This is a genomic window from Sphaerisporangium rhizosphaerae (genome assembly GCF_042665155.1).
Classification (GTDB): domain Bacteria; phylum Actinomycetota; class Actinomycetes; order Streptosporangiales; family Streptosporangiaceae; genus Sphaerisporangium; species Sphaerisporangium rhizosphaerae.
In genome coordinates this window covers 174956-187996 of record NZ_JBHTCG010000009.1, presented here as the reverse complement: position 1 = coordinate 187996, position 13041 = coordinate 174956, and the positions used below count along the sequence as shown (strand labels likewise).

Below are 13041 nucleotides of genomic sequence, written 5' to 3'. Positions count from 1 at the left end.
CGGGTCATGGGCTCGCGCTCGGGGTGGCGATGGTCACCGGGGCGTCGTAGTCGTCGAGGGCGACCACGACCGTGCCGGTGTTGGCGCCGCTGCCGAGCGGCAGGCTCGCCTTCAGCAGGCGGCCGGTGTCCTTGGCCACCCACACCTGCCCCGTGACCCCCTGGTTCACCCCCGGCACCAGCGTGATGATGACCTGCTGCGACAGCGTCACCGCCACCCGGTAGGCGTCCACGCCGCCGACCTTCTCGGCGGCCTCGGTCTTGGGGTCGGTGGCGGTGGACAGCAGCCGTGCCACCCCGGTGTCGGGGTTGAGGATGGCCGAGGGGTCGTAGATGCCGGCCAACTGCTTGCGGGTCATCGTCTGGTAGCCGCCGGTGGGGCCCTTGAAGTAGACGGTGTCGCCGGTCAGGACGAAGTTGAGCTCTTGAAGGTTGCCCAGGACGTCGATCTGCAGGGTGCCCTTGGCGTCGCCCTCACGGGTCAGGGCGCCGTCGGCGTTCTTGACCGGCACCGGGGGCTTGCCCTCGGTCGTGATCGTGAAGGCGACGGTCTTGACCTCGCGCATCGCCGCCGCGGCCTTGTCGAGCAGGTCGCGTCCGGCCGGCAGCGCGTCGCCGCCCGGCGAGGACGTGCAGGCGGAGGTGCAGGCGAGGGCCAGCAACAGCGAGGCGATCAGCCACGTCACCAGCACCGGCGCCCGCCGCGGCGGCGGTGCGCCGTCGCGGGAGGCGGTACGCGGCGAGGGGCCCGTGCGCGCGGGGGCGAGCCGGGAGGGACCGTCGCCGGGGGATGCGGCGAGGCGGGACCGGGAAGTGAGCGACCTATTCGACACAGCCGGGATGCTAGCCACCGCGGGCGGCGCATCCACGACTTTCCCAGGTATCGGTTTGGGGTCGGACGACCCGCACCCGCCCGGCCAGGCCGGACGGGACGGCTCCTGAGGAGGCTAGGCGCGTTCTTCGGCGCGCAGGCGCAGCAGGTGCTTGACCACGGGGGTGTAGGCGACCTCCAGCGCCTGCACCAGCTCAGGCGTGAGGCGGTCGATGAAGTGGTAGCGGACGTTGGCGACGTGCATGGGCGCCACCCGCTGCATCGTCTCCCACCCCTGCTCGGTGAGCACCGCGAACGTTCCCCGCCGGTCGTCCGGGCAGCTCTCCCTGCTGACCAGGGAGGCGGCCTCCATGCGCGCGATCTGGTGGGACAGGCGGCTGCGAGATTGGATGGTGGCCTCGGCCAGGTCGCTCATGCGCATGCGATGACCCGGGCTCTCTGACAGGTTCACCAGGATCTCGTAGTCGTTCAGCGACAGTCCGGACGCCTGAAGCTCGCGGTCGAGCCGATGCTCGAGAAGCTTGTGGGCCGCCAGGTGGGCGCGCCACGCTCGCTGCTCCCCGCCGCTCAGCCAATTGGTGTCCAGGTCGTCGGATTCCGCCGTGCTCATGGTTGTGAATCTATCTCTCCGGGAGCGTTCATGAGGCGGTTGACCTCGGTCGGATCCCCGGATCGTCCCTTATTTAGGAAATTTTCCGGCTGGAACGATGTATCCCGGCCCAGACAGGGGGAAGGAGCGGCGAGATGAGCGAGAAGGCGACGGAGCCGGATTCCGGCCAGGAGAGTTTCCTCACGGTCGCGGTGGCCGCGGGCATCAACCTCGCGATCGCGGTGGCCAAGATGGTGGCCGGCCTGATCAGCGGCTCGTCGGCCATGCTGTCGGAGGCCGCGCACTCGGCCGCCGACACGGTGACCGAGGTGCTGCTGCTGGTCGCGGTCCGGCGCAGCGGGCACCCGGCCGACTCCCGGCATCCCTTCGGGCACGGCAAGGCCGGGTTCTTCTGGGCGTTGATGGCGGCTGGCGCGACGCTGCTGATCGGCGCCGGGTTCTCGATCACCCACGGCGTGCAGACGATCAGGGACGGCGAGGACCTGGGCGACCTCAAGGTGTCCTACATCGTGCTGGTGATCGCCTTCGTGCTGGAGGGCGTCTCGTTCTTCCGTGCCGTCCACCAGGTGCGGAGGGAGGCCGACCGGCTGAACGTGAGCCCGCAGCGGTACGTGGTGCACACCACCGACACGGCGGTCAAGGCGGTCGTGTTCGAGGACTCCGCGGCGCTGGTCGGCATCGGCGTGGCCGCCCTCGGCCTGCTGGGCTTCCAGCTCACCGGGTCGGCGGTGTGGGACGGCCTGGCCTCGATCGTGATCGGCCTGCTGCTGCTCGGCGTCGCGCTGTACCTGATCAAGGCGAACGCCTCGCTGCTGATCGGCCAGGCGGCCCCGCCGCGCGTCCAGCGCGCGATCCTCGAGGAGATCACCGGACGGGCCGAGGTCAACGAGGTCGTCGAACTGCTGACCATGATGCTCGGCCCGGACGACGTGCTGGTCGCCGCGAAGATCGATTTCGTGGACGAGTGCTCCGGCGACCGGCTGGAGCAGGTCTCCGACGACATCGAGCACCGGCTGAGGGATCGTTTCCGGGGTGTCACGCACGTCTTCCTCGACCCCACGCCGGGGCCCGACGTCCCGCGCCGCGCGGCGCGGCCGCCGGTGCCCTCAGCCGTCGATCCGGCGCAGCTCGGCCGGGTGGTCGGTGACGGCGCAGCCGATGACGGCGCCGGCCGTCCACTCCAGTAGCCGGCGCCCGCGCCAGCCGGACGAGCCCGACGGATCCACCTCGCCGTCCATGTCGGAAAGGTCGGTCAGCGGAAAGTCGTCGATCGTCAGCTCGCCTCGCTTGACCAGGGCTTCCTTGCGCACCCACTGGCGGATCACCCGCCGCTTGTCGTGACCGATCAGGGCGAACTCGGCCGGGGACAGGGTGAACTCGACCAGGCCGCGGTCCACGTCGCCCCGCGGCACGTGCTCGGCGTCCACGCCGACCCGGCCCGGCCCCGCGACCGCGCACACGTACCCGGCCGTGTGCGACAGGCTGACGCCCAGCTCGGGCACCTCGGCGATGGACGGGCGGCCGTGGCCGGGGCCGTGCTTGTCGCAGTACTGGATCAGGGTCAGCTCCTCGGCGGGCCGTCCGAGGAGGGCGGCGGCGCACTGCCTGACCAGCAGGTGGGCGGCCACGAAGTCGTCCCGGTCACGTTCGCGGACGAAGCGGGACGCCCGCTCGCGCTCGGTGTCGGTCAGCGTGCCGCCCACAGCGGCCAGCACGGCGTCGGCACGCCCGGCCATCACGATCGAATCGCGCACCCGCCCACCCTAACGGCCCGCCGATCACGCCGGGGGGCGCGGACCCAACCCGGCCCGCTCGGCCGTCAGGGATGACGCCGAGCGGGCCTGCCGGCCGTCGTTGACGACGCCGAACGGACCTGTCGAGCGTCCGGGTCAGCCGAGCAGGGCTCCCATCCAGGATTCGACCTCGTCGGGGTGGCGGGGGAGGGCCGAGGACATCAGCCGGGCGCCGTCCTCGGTGATCAGCAGGTCGTCCTCGATGCGCACGCCGATGCCGCGCAGCTCCGGCGGCAGGGTGAGGTCGTCCGGCTGCAGGTAGAGGCCGGGTTCGACGGTGAGCACCTGACCGGCCTCCAGCACGCCGTCCAGGTAGACCGACGCGCGGGCCCTGGCGCAGTCGTGGACGTCCAGGCCGAGCATGTGCCCGCTGCTGCACAGCGTGTAGCGGCGGTGCAGGTCTCCGTCGGCCGAGTCCAGCACGCCCCACTCACGCAGCCCTTCGGCGATGACGCGCATCGCGGCGGCGTGGAAGTCACGGAAGCGGGCTCCCGGCCGCAGGACGGCGATGGCCGCGCTCTGGGCCTCGTACACCAGCTCGTAGACCTGCCGCTGGACGGGGCTGAACCGGCCCGACAGCGGCAGGGTGCGGGTGACGTCGGCGGTGTAGAGGTCGTCGGACTCGACGCCGGCGTCGAGCAGCAGCAGCTCGTCGCGGTTCAGGGCGCCGTCGTTGCGGATCCAGTGCAGGACGCAGGCGTGCGCGCCGGAGGCGACGATGCTGTCGTACCCGGTCGCGTTGCCCTCCAGCCGGGCCCGCAGCCCGAAGACGCCTTCGACGTACCGTTCGCCGCGCGGGTGGGCGAGGGCCTGCGGCAGCGCGCGCACCACGTCCTGGAAACCACGGCCCGTGGCGTCGACGGCGTGCTGCAGCTGGGCGACCTCCCAGTCGTCCTTGATCAGCCGCATCTCCGACAGGAACGCGGTCAGCTCCTCGTCCCCCTCGTGTGGCGCCACCCGCGCGTCGACGGAGGCGTCCACCTCGCGCAGCACCCGGGCCGTGCCGGTGAGGGCCTCGGGCAGGCGGTCGATCGGCGCGCACTCGATCTGGTACAGCGCCTCGGCCTCGGCCAGGGTGGGCCGGGCGCCCACCCAGAACTCGCCGTACTTGCGGTCGCGGTAGAACTCCTGCCCCGCCGCGCCCTCCGCCGAGCGGGGCGACCGGGGGCGGGTGAACAGCGTCGCCGCCCCCGAGGGCGCGATGACCAGCACATCGTCGGGCTCCTGCCCGCCGGTCAGGTACGCGAAGGCGCTGTGGGGGCGGAAGCGGTGGTCGGAATCGTTGCTGCGGACCTTCAGCGTCCCGGACGGGATGACCAGCCGCTCGCCGGGGAACCGCTGGACCAGGGCGGCCCGGCGCTTGGCGGTGTAGGAGGCCAGCGGCAGCGCCGCCAGGTCCGGGCGGGTCGTGTCGGCCCAGCCGCCGGTCATGAAGGCGGCCAGCGCATCGGATATGGGCAGGTCGTGGCTGCCGGTGTTCAGTCGATCGCTCATCTCGCGGTCCCCTGGAGAGAAGTGGTGCGTGGCATGGTACTCATGCCGCCCCCGGGACGCCGGATCGGCTTTGCCCGTCCTCACGCTTAACGTTGGCACGAGGTGGGGAAGTCACTGATACTCTCCCTGGCCTCTCCTTACCGTGACGAGGTGGTGTCGATGCTCATCAGCGCGATCCTGCGAAGCAAAGGAAGCACGGTGGCGACCGTGCGGCCGCAGGCGACGGTCACCCAGCTGCTCGCAGCCCTGTCCAGCCACAACATCGGCGCCGTCGTGGTGTCGGAGGACGGCGAGACGATCGTCGGCATCGTCTCCGAGCGCGACGTGGTGCGCGGGCTCCACCAGCGCGGCCCCGGCGTGCTGGAGGAGCCGGTGTCGTCGATCATGACGACTCCCGTGCGCACCTGTGAGCCGGACGCCGACGTCGAAGACCTGCGCAAGACCATGACCGACCACCGCATCCGCCACCTCCCCGTGGTCAGCCAGGGCCGCCTGGCCGGCATCGTGAGCATCGGCGACGTCGTCAAGAGCGCCATCGAGGAGCTGGAGACCGAAAAGGCCCACCTGGTCGACTACCTCCACGGCTGAGCCTGCCGGATCTGCCGGGCGCCGGGCGGCCGCCCCCGCTCGCCGCCCGGGTTCCTTCGCCTCCGCTCTATGCGTGGTCGCGCCCGGGGCGCCGTGGCGGTGGGTGGGACGTGGTGCGGTGCGCCGGCGCCCGGGTACGGCGGTGCACCCGCGTCCTTCGCCGCGCGGGCGTGAGTCCCGGTTACGAGAAGGCGCCGGAGATGATCCCGAGTTGCCGCATCTGGGACAGGACGTCGACGACGCCCCAGGTCTCGGTGATGCGGCCGTCCGCGAAGCGGAAGATGAAGATCTCGTTGTAGGAGATGGACCGGCCGGTGGGAGCCAGGCCCATGTACTCGCCCTGGTGGGTGCCGGTGACGGTGTTCCGGTAGACGATCTTGTCTCCTTCGGCGATCACGTCCTCGACCGCGATGTGCAGGTCGGGAAAGGCCCGCAGGAGCCTGCCGAACACCTCCTTCAGTGCCTGCGCCCCCGTCGCGTCGATCGGCAGCGGGGTGCGGACCACCACATCGGGGTCGACGACCTCGTCGATCGCCTTGAAGACGAGTTCCGCGTCGCCGCTGTTGACGGCCTCATGAAGGCGGGCGAAGACCCCCAGGTCATGGGTCGGCCGGGTCGCTGACATGTCGTTTCTCCTCTGGTCCGGACGAACGTCGCTCATACTCGGGCGACGAACGACCACCCACCCGGGGGACAGGCCGGGTCAGAGTTGTTCGAGCCGCCCGGTGAGGAACCGCCGCTCGGGGGTCGAGGTGGCCAGGTCGAGCGCCCGGCGGTACGCCGCCCGGGCCTCGTCCGCGCGGCCGAGACGCCGCAGCAGCTCGCCGCGGGTCGAGTGGAAGTAGAGGTAACCGTCCAGGTCCAGGCGGTCGACGGCGGCCAGCGCCGCAGCGGGGTCGCCGGCCTGGGCGAGCGCCGCGGCGCCGTTGAGCTCGACCACCGGGGAACCGGTGAGGTCGGCCAGCCGCCGGTACATCCGGGCGACCCGCCGCCAGTCGATGCGCTCCCGCGCCTGCAGCGAGGCGATCACGGCCTGCACGACGTAGGCGCCGCTCCCGCCCAGCGCGAGCGCGCGGTCGAGCACCACCCGTCCCGTCGCGATCTGGCGCGCGTCCCACAGCGACCGGTCCTGATCGTCGAGCAGCACGAGGTCCTCGCCGGAGAACCGGGCCCGTCGCCGGGCATGGTGGATCAGCATCAGCGCGAGCAGCCCGTGCGCCTCCGGCTCGTCCGGCATGAGCGCGGTGAGCACGCGTCCGAGGCGGATGGCCTCGCCGCCGAGGTCGACCCGGCCGCTGTAGCCCTCGTTGTAGATCAGGTAGACCACGGCCAGCACCGCGTCGAGGCGGTCGGGCAGCAGATGCGCGCCTGGAACGGCGAACGGGATCCCGGTTGCCTTGATCTTGGTCTTGGCGCGCGACAGGCGCCGCTTCATGGTCTCTTCGGAGACCAGGAACGCGCGGGCGATCTCGGCGGTCGAAAGGCCGCCCAGGGCCCGCAGCGTGAGCGCCACCTGCCCCTCCAGCGGCAGCGCCGGGTGACAGCAGGTGAAGATCAGCTCCAGTCGCTCGTCCTTGATCACGGTGTCGTCGACCTCGTCCATCATGACGGCCTCGGCCGCCGGCAGCAGGTGGATCTTCTCGGCCAGGGTGTGCTCCCGGCGGATCCGGTCGATCGCCCGGTTGCGGGCCGTCGTCGTCAGCCACGCGCCCGGGTTGTCCGGTACGCCGGACGCGGGCCAGCGCTCCGCCGCGATCGCGAACGCCTCCTGCGCGGCCTCCTCGGCCCTGTCGAAGTCGCGCAGGAACCCGACCAGCGAGGCCAGCACCCGCCCCCACTCGTCCCGGAAGACCTGCTCCAGCACGGTCAGCGCCGCACCACCGGCCTGATCTCCACCGCGCCGCCCATCCGGGCGGCCGGGACGCGGGCCGCCATCTCCAGCACCTCGTCCAGATCGGCCGCCTCGACCAGGCAGAAGCCGCCGAGCACCTCCTTGGTGTCGGCGAACGGGCCGTCGGTCATCAGCGTCCGGCCGTCGGCCACCCGCACACTGGTCGCCGTCTCGGCCGGTTGCAACTGCGCGTGCTCGATGCACCGGTCGTCATCGGCCAGCGCCAAGTAGTCCGCGTACACCGCGTCCATCTCCGCCTCCGACAGCGACTCCACGTAGCCGGGCGGGGTGTAGATCATCAGCGCGTACCGCATCGCGACCTCCGAAGTCAGGGGCTCTCCCCTTGCACGACGAACGGGCGACGGCGCGGGGGACACCACAGGCCCATTCTCGCCCGGAGATCACCCCGTTCTCGCCTCCTGCTCGGTTCGTTCCGTCCGTGAGGTCTCGTCCTGACGACGCGACAAGACGCGGCGCACGGGCACGCGCCGGACGGCCCGGCCGCCCGGCGCGTGTCGTGCTCTGCGCCCCGCGCCCCCTACCAGCGCAGGTGAAGGGCGGCGATGAAGTCGTTCAGCCGCTGCGAGATGATCTGATGGTCGTGGGCCGACGGGTGCCAGTCGCAGCCGCCGTAGTCCAGGTCCGCGTTGTCGTAGTACCAGTAGACGACCCGGTCGTCGCCCTGCCCGTTGCGGTCCTGCACGACCTGTCGCGCCGCGTCGGCGAGCGCCGTCGTGTTGTACACGTAGGTGGCGCTGACCACGATGACCGCGCGCTTGCCGTAGCGGGCGCGCAGCTTGTCGATGAAGCCCTGGTAGGCGGTCTTGTAGGCGGCGACCAGGGATTCCGGCGTCCACGGCTCACCGGGGTTGATGGCGGTGGAGAAGTCGTTGATGCCGAGCCCGACCACGATGAGCTGCGGGTGCCAGGTGCCCGGATTCCTCCAGACGTCGCCGGGCACGCTGATCAAGGCACGGTCGTAGTAGGTGCGGTAGTCGGTGCCCGGCTCGATGCCGTTGTAGTTGCGCACCATCCCGCGCCCGGAGAAGGCGTTGAGCTGGTAGTCGGCGCCGAGACCGCGCGCGGTGAGGGCGCCGAAGCTCAGGTCGGCGTTGGTGTTCCTGTCGAGCTGCCCAGGAGCGGGGCATTCGCGGGTGGGGGAGAGGTTGCCGTAGCCGGCGGTGTAGGAGTCGCCGATGAACTCGATCTGCCGTCGGCGATCCGGGGGCCTGGGCAGGACGACGCCGCCGGGGGCGGCGACGAAACCGCCGAACTCGCCGATGCCCGACTGGCTCTCGGTCCGCTTGACGAGCCGCACGTCATGCACGCCGTAGCGCAGATTCTTCACCCAGTACGTGGTGCGGCCGGGGGTCACCAGCGTGGCGACGGTGGCGCCGTCGATCTGGACGTCGTAGTCGTTCACGGTGTCGTTCAGGGCGATCCCTACTCCGGTGCCGACGAAGCGGCCCTCGAAGTAGACGCCCGGCCAGCTGTACCGCACGGCGTCGCCGGCGACCTGTACCCGGCCGGCGGTGTGCGCCCTGGCCAGCACGGCCGCCGCGTGCCTGCCCGCGGATGTCGCCAGCACGGCCGCCGCCGGACTGCCCGCGGCCGTCGCCGGACTGTCTGCGGACGTCGTCTCGGAAGGGCTCGCCGCGTTGGCGGCCGTCGGCAGCAGCGTGGCCGCCACCGCCAGCGCGGCCAGCGCCGCCTTCACCTGTGTGTGTCGCACGGTCTCTCCTACTCCTGCCGGCGAGAGCGCCGTGGGACACGCTCCGCCGGGCGATGAGGGGCCAGCGTTCGAAGCTCGCGTTGAAAGCTTCATGGGGGTGGGTTCGGCGACGGCCGCCGGCGGAGACCGCGGCCCGGCGGCATGACGGATCACGGCGGCGCGAACATCCGGTGGGGGCACGGATGACGTGGGGCTCAACGCCCACCCTTCGCCTTGGATCGGAGACAGGCCGGCGGCGACCCCGGAGAACACTCCGGTCCCGCGCCGGCCAGAGTGTCCGTCCCCCCACCCCAACGGTCAAGACCGTCCGCTCGAGGGTCGCCCTGTCCGCGTAAGGCATGGGCAATGTCTAGGGTGTCCTTGTGCCTGCCACGCTCAATGCCACCAAGACGCGCACCGCGCTGCGCACTTCGGCGCGCATCTCCCTGGAGATGCTGCTCGTCGTGCTGATGACGGCGGTGGCTCTGTGGATTCTCGGCCGGATGTGGTCTGTCCTATGGCCGCTCGTGATCGCCCTGCTGCTCACCACGCTGACCTGGCCCCTGACCCGTTTCCTGCGCCGGCACGGCTGGCCACCCGCCTTGGCCGCGTCGGCCGTGACCGTGCTGTTCCTCCTGGTCGCCGCCGGGACCGTGGTGCTGATCGCCGTCCCGGTGGCATCCCAGTCCGGCGAGCTGGCCACCGGCGTGGGCGACGGCATCCAGAAGCTGCGCGACTGGGCCGCCGGGCCGCCGCTGAACATCGGCGCGGACCAGGTCAGCACCGCGTTCGACAGCGCGGTCAAGCGCGTCCAGTCCAGCGTCGGCAGCATCGTCACCGCCACCCTCACCGGCGTGGGCACCGTGGTCAACGGCCTGGTGACCACGGTCCTGGCGCTCTTCCTCATGTTCTTCTTCCTCAAGGACGGCCCGCGGTTCCTGCCCTGGCTGGCCCGCCAGCTACCCGGCCGCCTCGCCACGGACGTGCCGATCGTGGCCGCCCGCAGTTGGGACACCCTCGGCTCGTTCGTACGCTCCCAGGCCTTCGTGGGCCTGCTCGACGCCGTCTTCATCGGTCTCGGCCTGTGGATCGTGGGCGTGCCGCTGGTTCTTCCCCTGGCCGTCCTGACCTTCGTCTCGGCGTTCATCCCCATCGTCGGCGCCCTGTTCGCCGGTTTCGTGGCGGTCCTCATCGCGCTGGTGTCCAACGGCTGGACGGACGCGCTGATCGTGCTCGCCATCATCGTCGTCGTGCAGCAGCTCGAGGGGAACGTGTTCCAGCCGATGGTGCAGAGCCGTGGTCTCGGCCTGCACGCGGCGGTGGTCCTGCTGGCGGTGACGCTGGGCGGCAGCCTGGCGGGCATCGTGGGCAGCCTGCTCGCCGTACCGGTCGCCGCCCTGATCGCCGTGGTGTGGAACTACCTCCGCGAACAGCTCACCGACCCGCCCCAGAACCCGGAGACCGACCTCCCGGAAACCGACGCGCCCGCCCCCGAGCGGACGTCCACCTGACCCACTCGCCTCCATGGGGGTCGCGACAAGCCACTGCGATGCGTCAGCTCAGGGTGCCGAAGCTTCTTGCTGTCTTGACGCCGCCGACGAAGGTCCGCCACCCGGAAGCACCGACGAGGAGTTCGGGGCCATCGGGAACCTTGCTGTCGCGCACCGCGACCACGCCGGTCAGGTTGTCGGCGACCTCGACGCACTGTCCGCCATTTCCGCCGGAGAATGACGACTTCCGCCACACGGCGTTACTCAGGTCCATTCCCGCCTCGCTTCCTCGATCAATTTGAGGGACACGCGCTCAGGATAGGCCCATAGACGTATCGCTTCATATCGGTTTCGGATCGAGGTCACCATGTCATGGTCGGTGGTGATGTGCCCCTCGGCCGACGAGTCCGCGTGAATGGCGTGCGGTTGTCCGCCCTTGAGCTCGGCGATCATGAATGCGCCGAGCAGGCCGATGAGGCAGTGCGGGTCAACGACCTGGACGGAGATATTGGGCTCGTCCACGGCGTTCATCAGGTGATCGAATTGTTCCTTCATCACCTCGCGTCCGCCGACCTCGCGACGTAGCACGCCCTCGTCGATGAGCGCCAGGAGCAGTGGTGGGTCTTCCCGGCGGAGGACGCTCTGCCGCTGTGAGCGGGCCTCGACGCGGGCTTCCATTTCCTCCGAATTGATCTGGGGCTCCTGGTGAAAGATGGCCCGGGCGTAGGACGGGGTCTGAAGGAGGCCGGGGATCAGGAGAGGGTCCCAGGACCAGAGGACGCGGGCGGCCGGTTCGATCTCGTTGACCCAGTCCATGAACCATGCGGGCCCGCCGGGGCGGGAGGCGATGTGCTTGCGCAGGTCCGTGAAGAAGGTGCCGTCGCCGGAGCCGAAGAGCCGGTCCAGCCGTTCGGCGTCGGAGACCGACGGCGTGCGCGTGGCGGCCTCCAGGCGGCTCACCTGGGTCTGGGTGCAGCCGAGGCGGGTGGCGACGGCGGCTTGGGAGAGCTGGGCCGCCTCCCGGAGGCGGCGCATTTCGGCACCGAAACGCGCGCGGGGGGATTCCGGGCCGGGGAAAGGCTCGACGTTCATCGCGGTCCTCCAGAAAACAGGATGAAAACGGACTTTCTGGTTGCGCGGATAATGCCAGGCGGTGGTTTAGTGAAACCTGTTCCTGGTATCGCCGGTCATCATCCGGCGTGCTGATTGGATCGTGGATTCGCTGGTCACGGGCCAATCTAAGCACACGTGTTCTTCGGTCGTGAGGACGTGAAGAAAGCGAATGAACACTCCGCGATCAGAAAAGGGGGAGCCGGGTTATGTGCGAATCCAACGGCGGTCTTTTGCGCCCCGCCGGCCCGCACCGGAGGTGTGCGTATGTCAGTCCGCAGCGTGTGAGGACGCAGGTCATCATCGCGGCCGGCATGGTCGGGGCCGGGGTGGTCCTGTGAGGTCGGACGAGCAGGTGGTTCGGCATGGGGGTGAGGTGCCGGGGGCGGAGGCGTGGTTCGGGGAGTTTCCCGGTGACATCGCCTCGGTGCCGGCGGCCCGGGCGTGGGTGCGTGGGCTGCTGGCCGCGACGGTCGCCGCTCCGGCCCTGGACGACGTCCTGCTCCTGCTGAGTGAGGTGGTGACCAACGCGGTGGCCCACTCCGACTCCGGGAGCGCGGTGGGCGGGCGGATAGCGGTGCGCGTCGCCGTGGCCCCGCGGACGGTCCACGTGGAGGTGACCGACGCCGGTTCGGCCACCGGTGCGCCCGTGGCGCGGATGGTCGAGGCGGACAGCGACGGCGGCCGGGGCCTGTGGCTCGTCAACACGATCGCCACCGCCTGGGGCTCCCACCACGACGACGCGGACAGAACGGTGTGGTTTCAGGTCGCCGAGATGTAAGGCGTACCTTCCGTTGAGTCAGGGTCGCTTGACCTAATGGAAGGTTCGCTTTACATTCATGGCATGGCAAAAGAGATGCAGCAGGATCAGGTGACGCGCGCGGCCCGCCGTGCCGTGCTCATCGACGGCATACCCGTGTCCACTTTGGGGGTGGTAGCCCTGGCGCTGGGCAGCAACCCCGATCAGAGCGCCGTCCAGAAGGGTTGGTGGATCGCGACCACCACCGTGTTCACCCTCGCGATCGCCTGGGTGCTGCTGCGGGCGTTCCGGCGCGCGGACGAGTACCTGCGCAGGATTCAGCTGGAGAGCATGGCCATCGCGTTCGCCGCGGTCCTGGTGGGGTTGCAGGTGGCCACCCTGCTCGACGCGGCAGGCATCGTCCGGCTCCAGCAGCTCGCGCAGTTGATCCTCATCGGCGGCGTGGCGATGTGGCTGCTGATCGCGGATCTGCGTACCCGCCTGCACCGGTGACGGCGCGCATGAAGAACCGGCTACGCGAACTGCGTGCGGCCCGCCGTTGGAGCCAGGCCGATCTGGCCGACCGGTGCCGGGTCTCCCGGCAGGCCATCAACGCCATCGAGACCGAGCGGTACGACCCCAGCCTGCCCCTGGCGTTCACCCTCGCCGACGTCTTCGGCCTGACCATCGAACAGATCTTCCTCCCAGAACGGACGGAGGACACGGGCGACCCGGCCTGACAGGGACCGTCCGGTCAACGATGCGGCGGCGAGGGCACCCTTGC

At 70.5% G+C, this 13041-nt stretch carries 16 protein-coding genes; 6 read left to right on the top strand and 10 right to left on the bottom strand.

Going from position 1 to position 13041, the window contains the following annotated elements; all coding sequences use genetic code 11:
• Nucleotides 1–4: 4 nt before the first annotated feature.
• The gene (locus ACFQSB_RS16290; protein ID WP_380827352.1) at nt 5–832 is read right to left on the bottom strand and encodes an LppX_LprAFG lipoprotein; all 828 of its coding nucleotides are present in this window, start codon (nt 830–832) and stop codon (nt 5–7) included.
• 114 nt (nt 833–946) lie between these two features.
• On the bottom strand, nt 947–1441 hold the full coding sequence (locus ACFQSB_RS16285) for a MarR family winged helix-turn-helix transcriptional regulator (protein ID WP_354846150.1): 495 nt from the start codon (nt 1439–1441) through the stop codon (nt 947–949).
• Nucleotides 1442–1575: 134 nt separating this feature from the next.
• On the opposite strand from ACFQSB_RS16285, the gene ACFQSB_RS16280 reads away from it, so the two are divergent.
• On the top strand, nt 1576–2628 hold the full coding sequence (locus ACFQSB_RS16280; protein ID WP_380827351.1) for a cation diffusion facilitator family transporter: 1053 nt from the start codon (nt 1576–1578) through the stop codon (nt 2626–2628).
• Here the strand turns inward: ACFQSB_RS16280 and ACFQSB_RS16275 are convergent.
• Both ACFQSB_RS16275 and ACFQSB_RS16270 read right to left on the bottom strand, forming a co-directional pair.
• On the bottom strand, nt 2548–3195 hold the full coding sequence (locus ACFQSB_RS16275; RefSeq protein WP_380827349.1) for a 4'-phosphopantetheinyl transferase family protein: 648 nt from the start codon (nt 3193–3195) through the stop codon (nt 2548–2550). The genes ACFQSB_RS16280 and ACFQSB_RS16275 overlap by 81 nt on opposite strands.
• Nucleotides 3196–3330: 135 nt before the next feature.
• Nucleotides 3331–4728, bottom strand: coding sequence for an aminopeptidase P family protein (locus tag ACFQSB_RS16270; RefSeq protein ID WP_380827347.1), 1398 nt, complete (start codon nt 4726–4728; stop codon nt 3331–3333).
• 159 nt (nt 4729–4887) lie between these two features.
• Between ACFQSB_RS16270 and ACFQSB_RS16265 the strand changes: the two genes are divergently transcribed.
• Complete coding sequence (locus ACFQSB_RS16265; protein ID WP_380827436.1) at nt 4888–5316, top strand: CBS domain-containing protein; 429 nt, start codon at nt 4888–4890, stop codon at nt 5314–5316.
• Between the two features lie 181 nt (nt 5317–5497).
• On the opposite strand, the gene ACFQSB_RS16260 is transcribed toward ACFQSB_RS16265, so the two are convergent.
• The 4 genes from ACFQSB_RS16260 to ACFQSB_RS16245 form a co-directional block, all read right to left on the bottom strand.
• On the bottom strand, nt 5498–5941 hold the full coding sequence (locus ACFQSB_RS16260) for an ester cyclase (RefSeq protein WP_380827346.1): 444 nt from the start codon (nt 5939–5941) through the stop codon (nt 5498–5500).
• Nucleotides 5942–6019: 78 nt separating this feature from the next.
• Nucleotides 6020–7180: an RNA polymerase sigma factor gene (locus tag ACFQSB_RS16255; RefSeq protein WP_380827344.1), complete on the bottom strand. Its 1161-nt coding sequence runs from the start codon at nt 7178–7180 to the stop codon at nt 6020–6022.
• Nucleotides 7181–7182: 2 nt separating this feature from the next.
• A complete protein-coding gene (locus ACFQSB_RS16250) occupies nt 7183–7521 on the bottom strand; it encodes a YciI family protein (RefSeq protein WP_380827342.1) in 339 nt (112 codons plus the stop codon).
• 224 nt (nt 7522–7745) lie between these two features.
• Nucleotides 7746–8939 carry an SGNH/GDSL hydrolase family protein gene (locus tag ACFQSB_RS16245; protein WP_380827340.1) on the bottom strand — a complete coding sequence of 398 codons (1194 nt, stop codon included), beginning with the start codon at nt 8937–8939 and terminating at the stop codon, nt 7746–7748.
• 362 nt (nt 8940–9301) lie between these two features.
• Here ACFQSB_RS16245 and ACFQSB_RS16240 point away from each other — a divergent pair, with 362 nt between their 5' ends.
• Nucleotides 9302–10429 carry an AI-2E family transporter gene (locus tag ACFQSB_RS16240; RefSeq protein WP_380827338.1) on the top strand — a complete coding sequence of 376 codons (1128 nt, stop codon included), beginning with the start codon at nt 9302–9304 and terminating at the stop codon, nt 10427–10429.
• 43 nt (nt 10430–10472) lie between these two features.
• Here the strand turns inward: ACFQSB_RS16240 and ACFQSB_RS16235 are convergent, their stop codons facing one another.
• Nucleotides 10473–10682, bottom strand: coding sequence for a DUF397 domain-containing protein (locus ACFQSB_RS16235; protein WP_380827337.1), 210 nt, complete (start codon nt 10680–10682; stop codon nt 10473–10475).
• Nucleotides 10673–11500, bottom strand: coding sequence for a helix-turn-helix domain-containing protein (locus ACFQSB_RS16230; RefSeq protein WP_380827335.1), 828 nt, complete (start codon nt 11498–11500; stop codon nt 10673–10675). Before ACFQSB_RS16230 ends, ACFQSB_RS16235 begins: the two co-directional genes overlap by 10 nt.
• Nucleotides 11501–11855: 355 nt before the next feature.
• Between ACFQSB_RS16230 and ACFQSB_RS16225 the strand changes: the two genes are divergently transcribed.
• The 3 genes from ACFQSB_RS16225 to ACFQSB_RS16215 all read left to right on the top strand — a co-directional run bounded on the left by ACFQSB_RS16225 (nt 11856) and on the right by ACFQSB_RS16215 (nt 12997).
• On the top strand, nt 11856–12299 hold the full coding sequence (locus ACFQSB_RS16225; RefSeq protein WP_380827334.1) for an ATP-binding protein: 444 nt from the start codon (nt 11856–11858) through the stop codon (nt 12297–12299).
• Between the two features lie 63 nt (nt 12300–12362).
• Nucleotides 12363–12770 (top strand): hypothetical protein, encoded by a 408-nt coding sequence (locus ACFQSB_RS16220; RefSeq protein WP_380827333.1) that lies wholly within the window; start codon nt 12363–12365, stop codon nt 12768–12770.
• Nucleotides 12767–12997 (top strand): helix-turn-helix transcriptional regulator, encoded by a 231-nt coding sequence (locus ACFQSB_RS16215; RefSeq protein ID WP_380827331.1) that lies wholly within the window; start codon nt 12767–12769, stop codon nt 12995–12997. The genes ACFQSB_RS16220 and ACFQSB_RS16215 overlap by 4 nt, the downstream gene beginning before the upstream one ends.
• Nucleotides 12998–13041 lie beyond the last annotated feature (44 nt).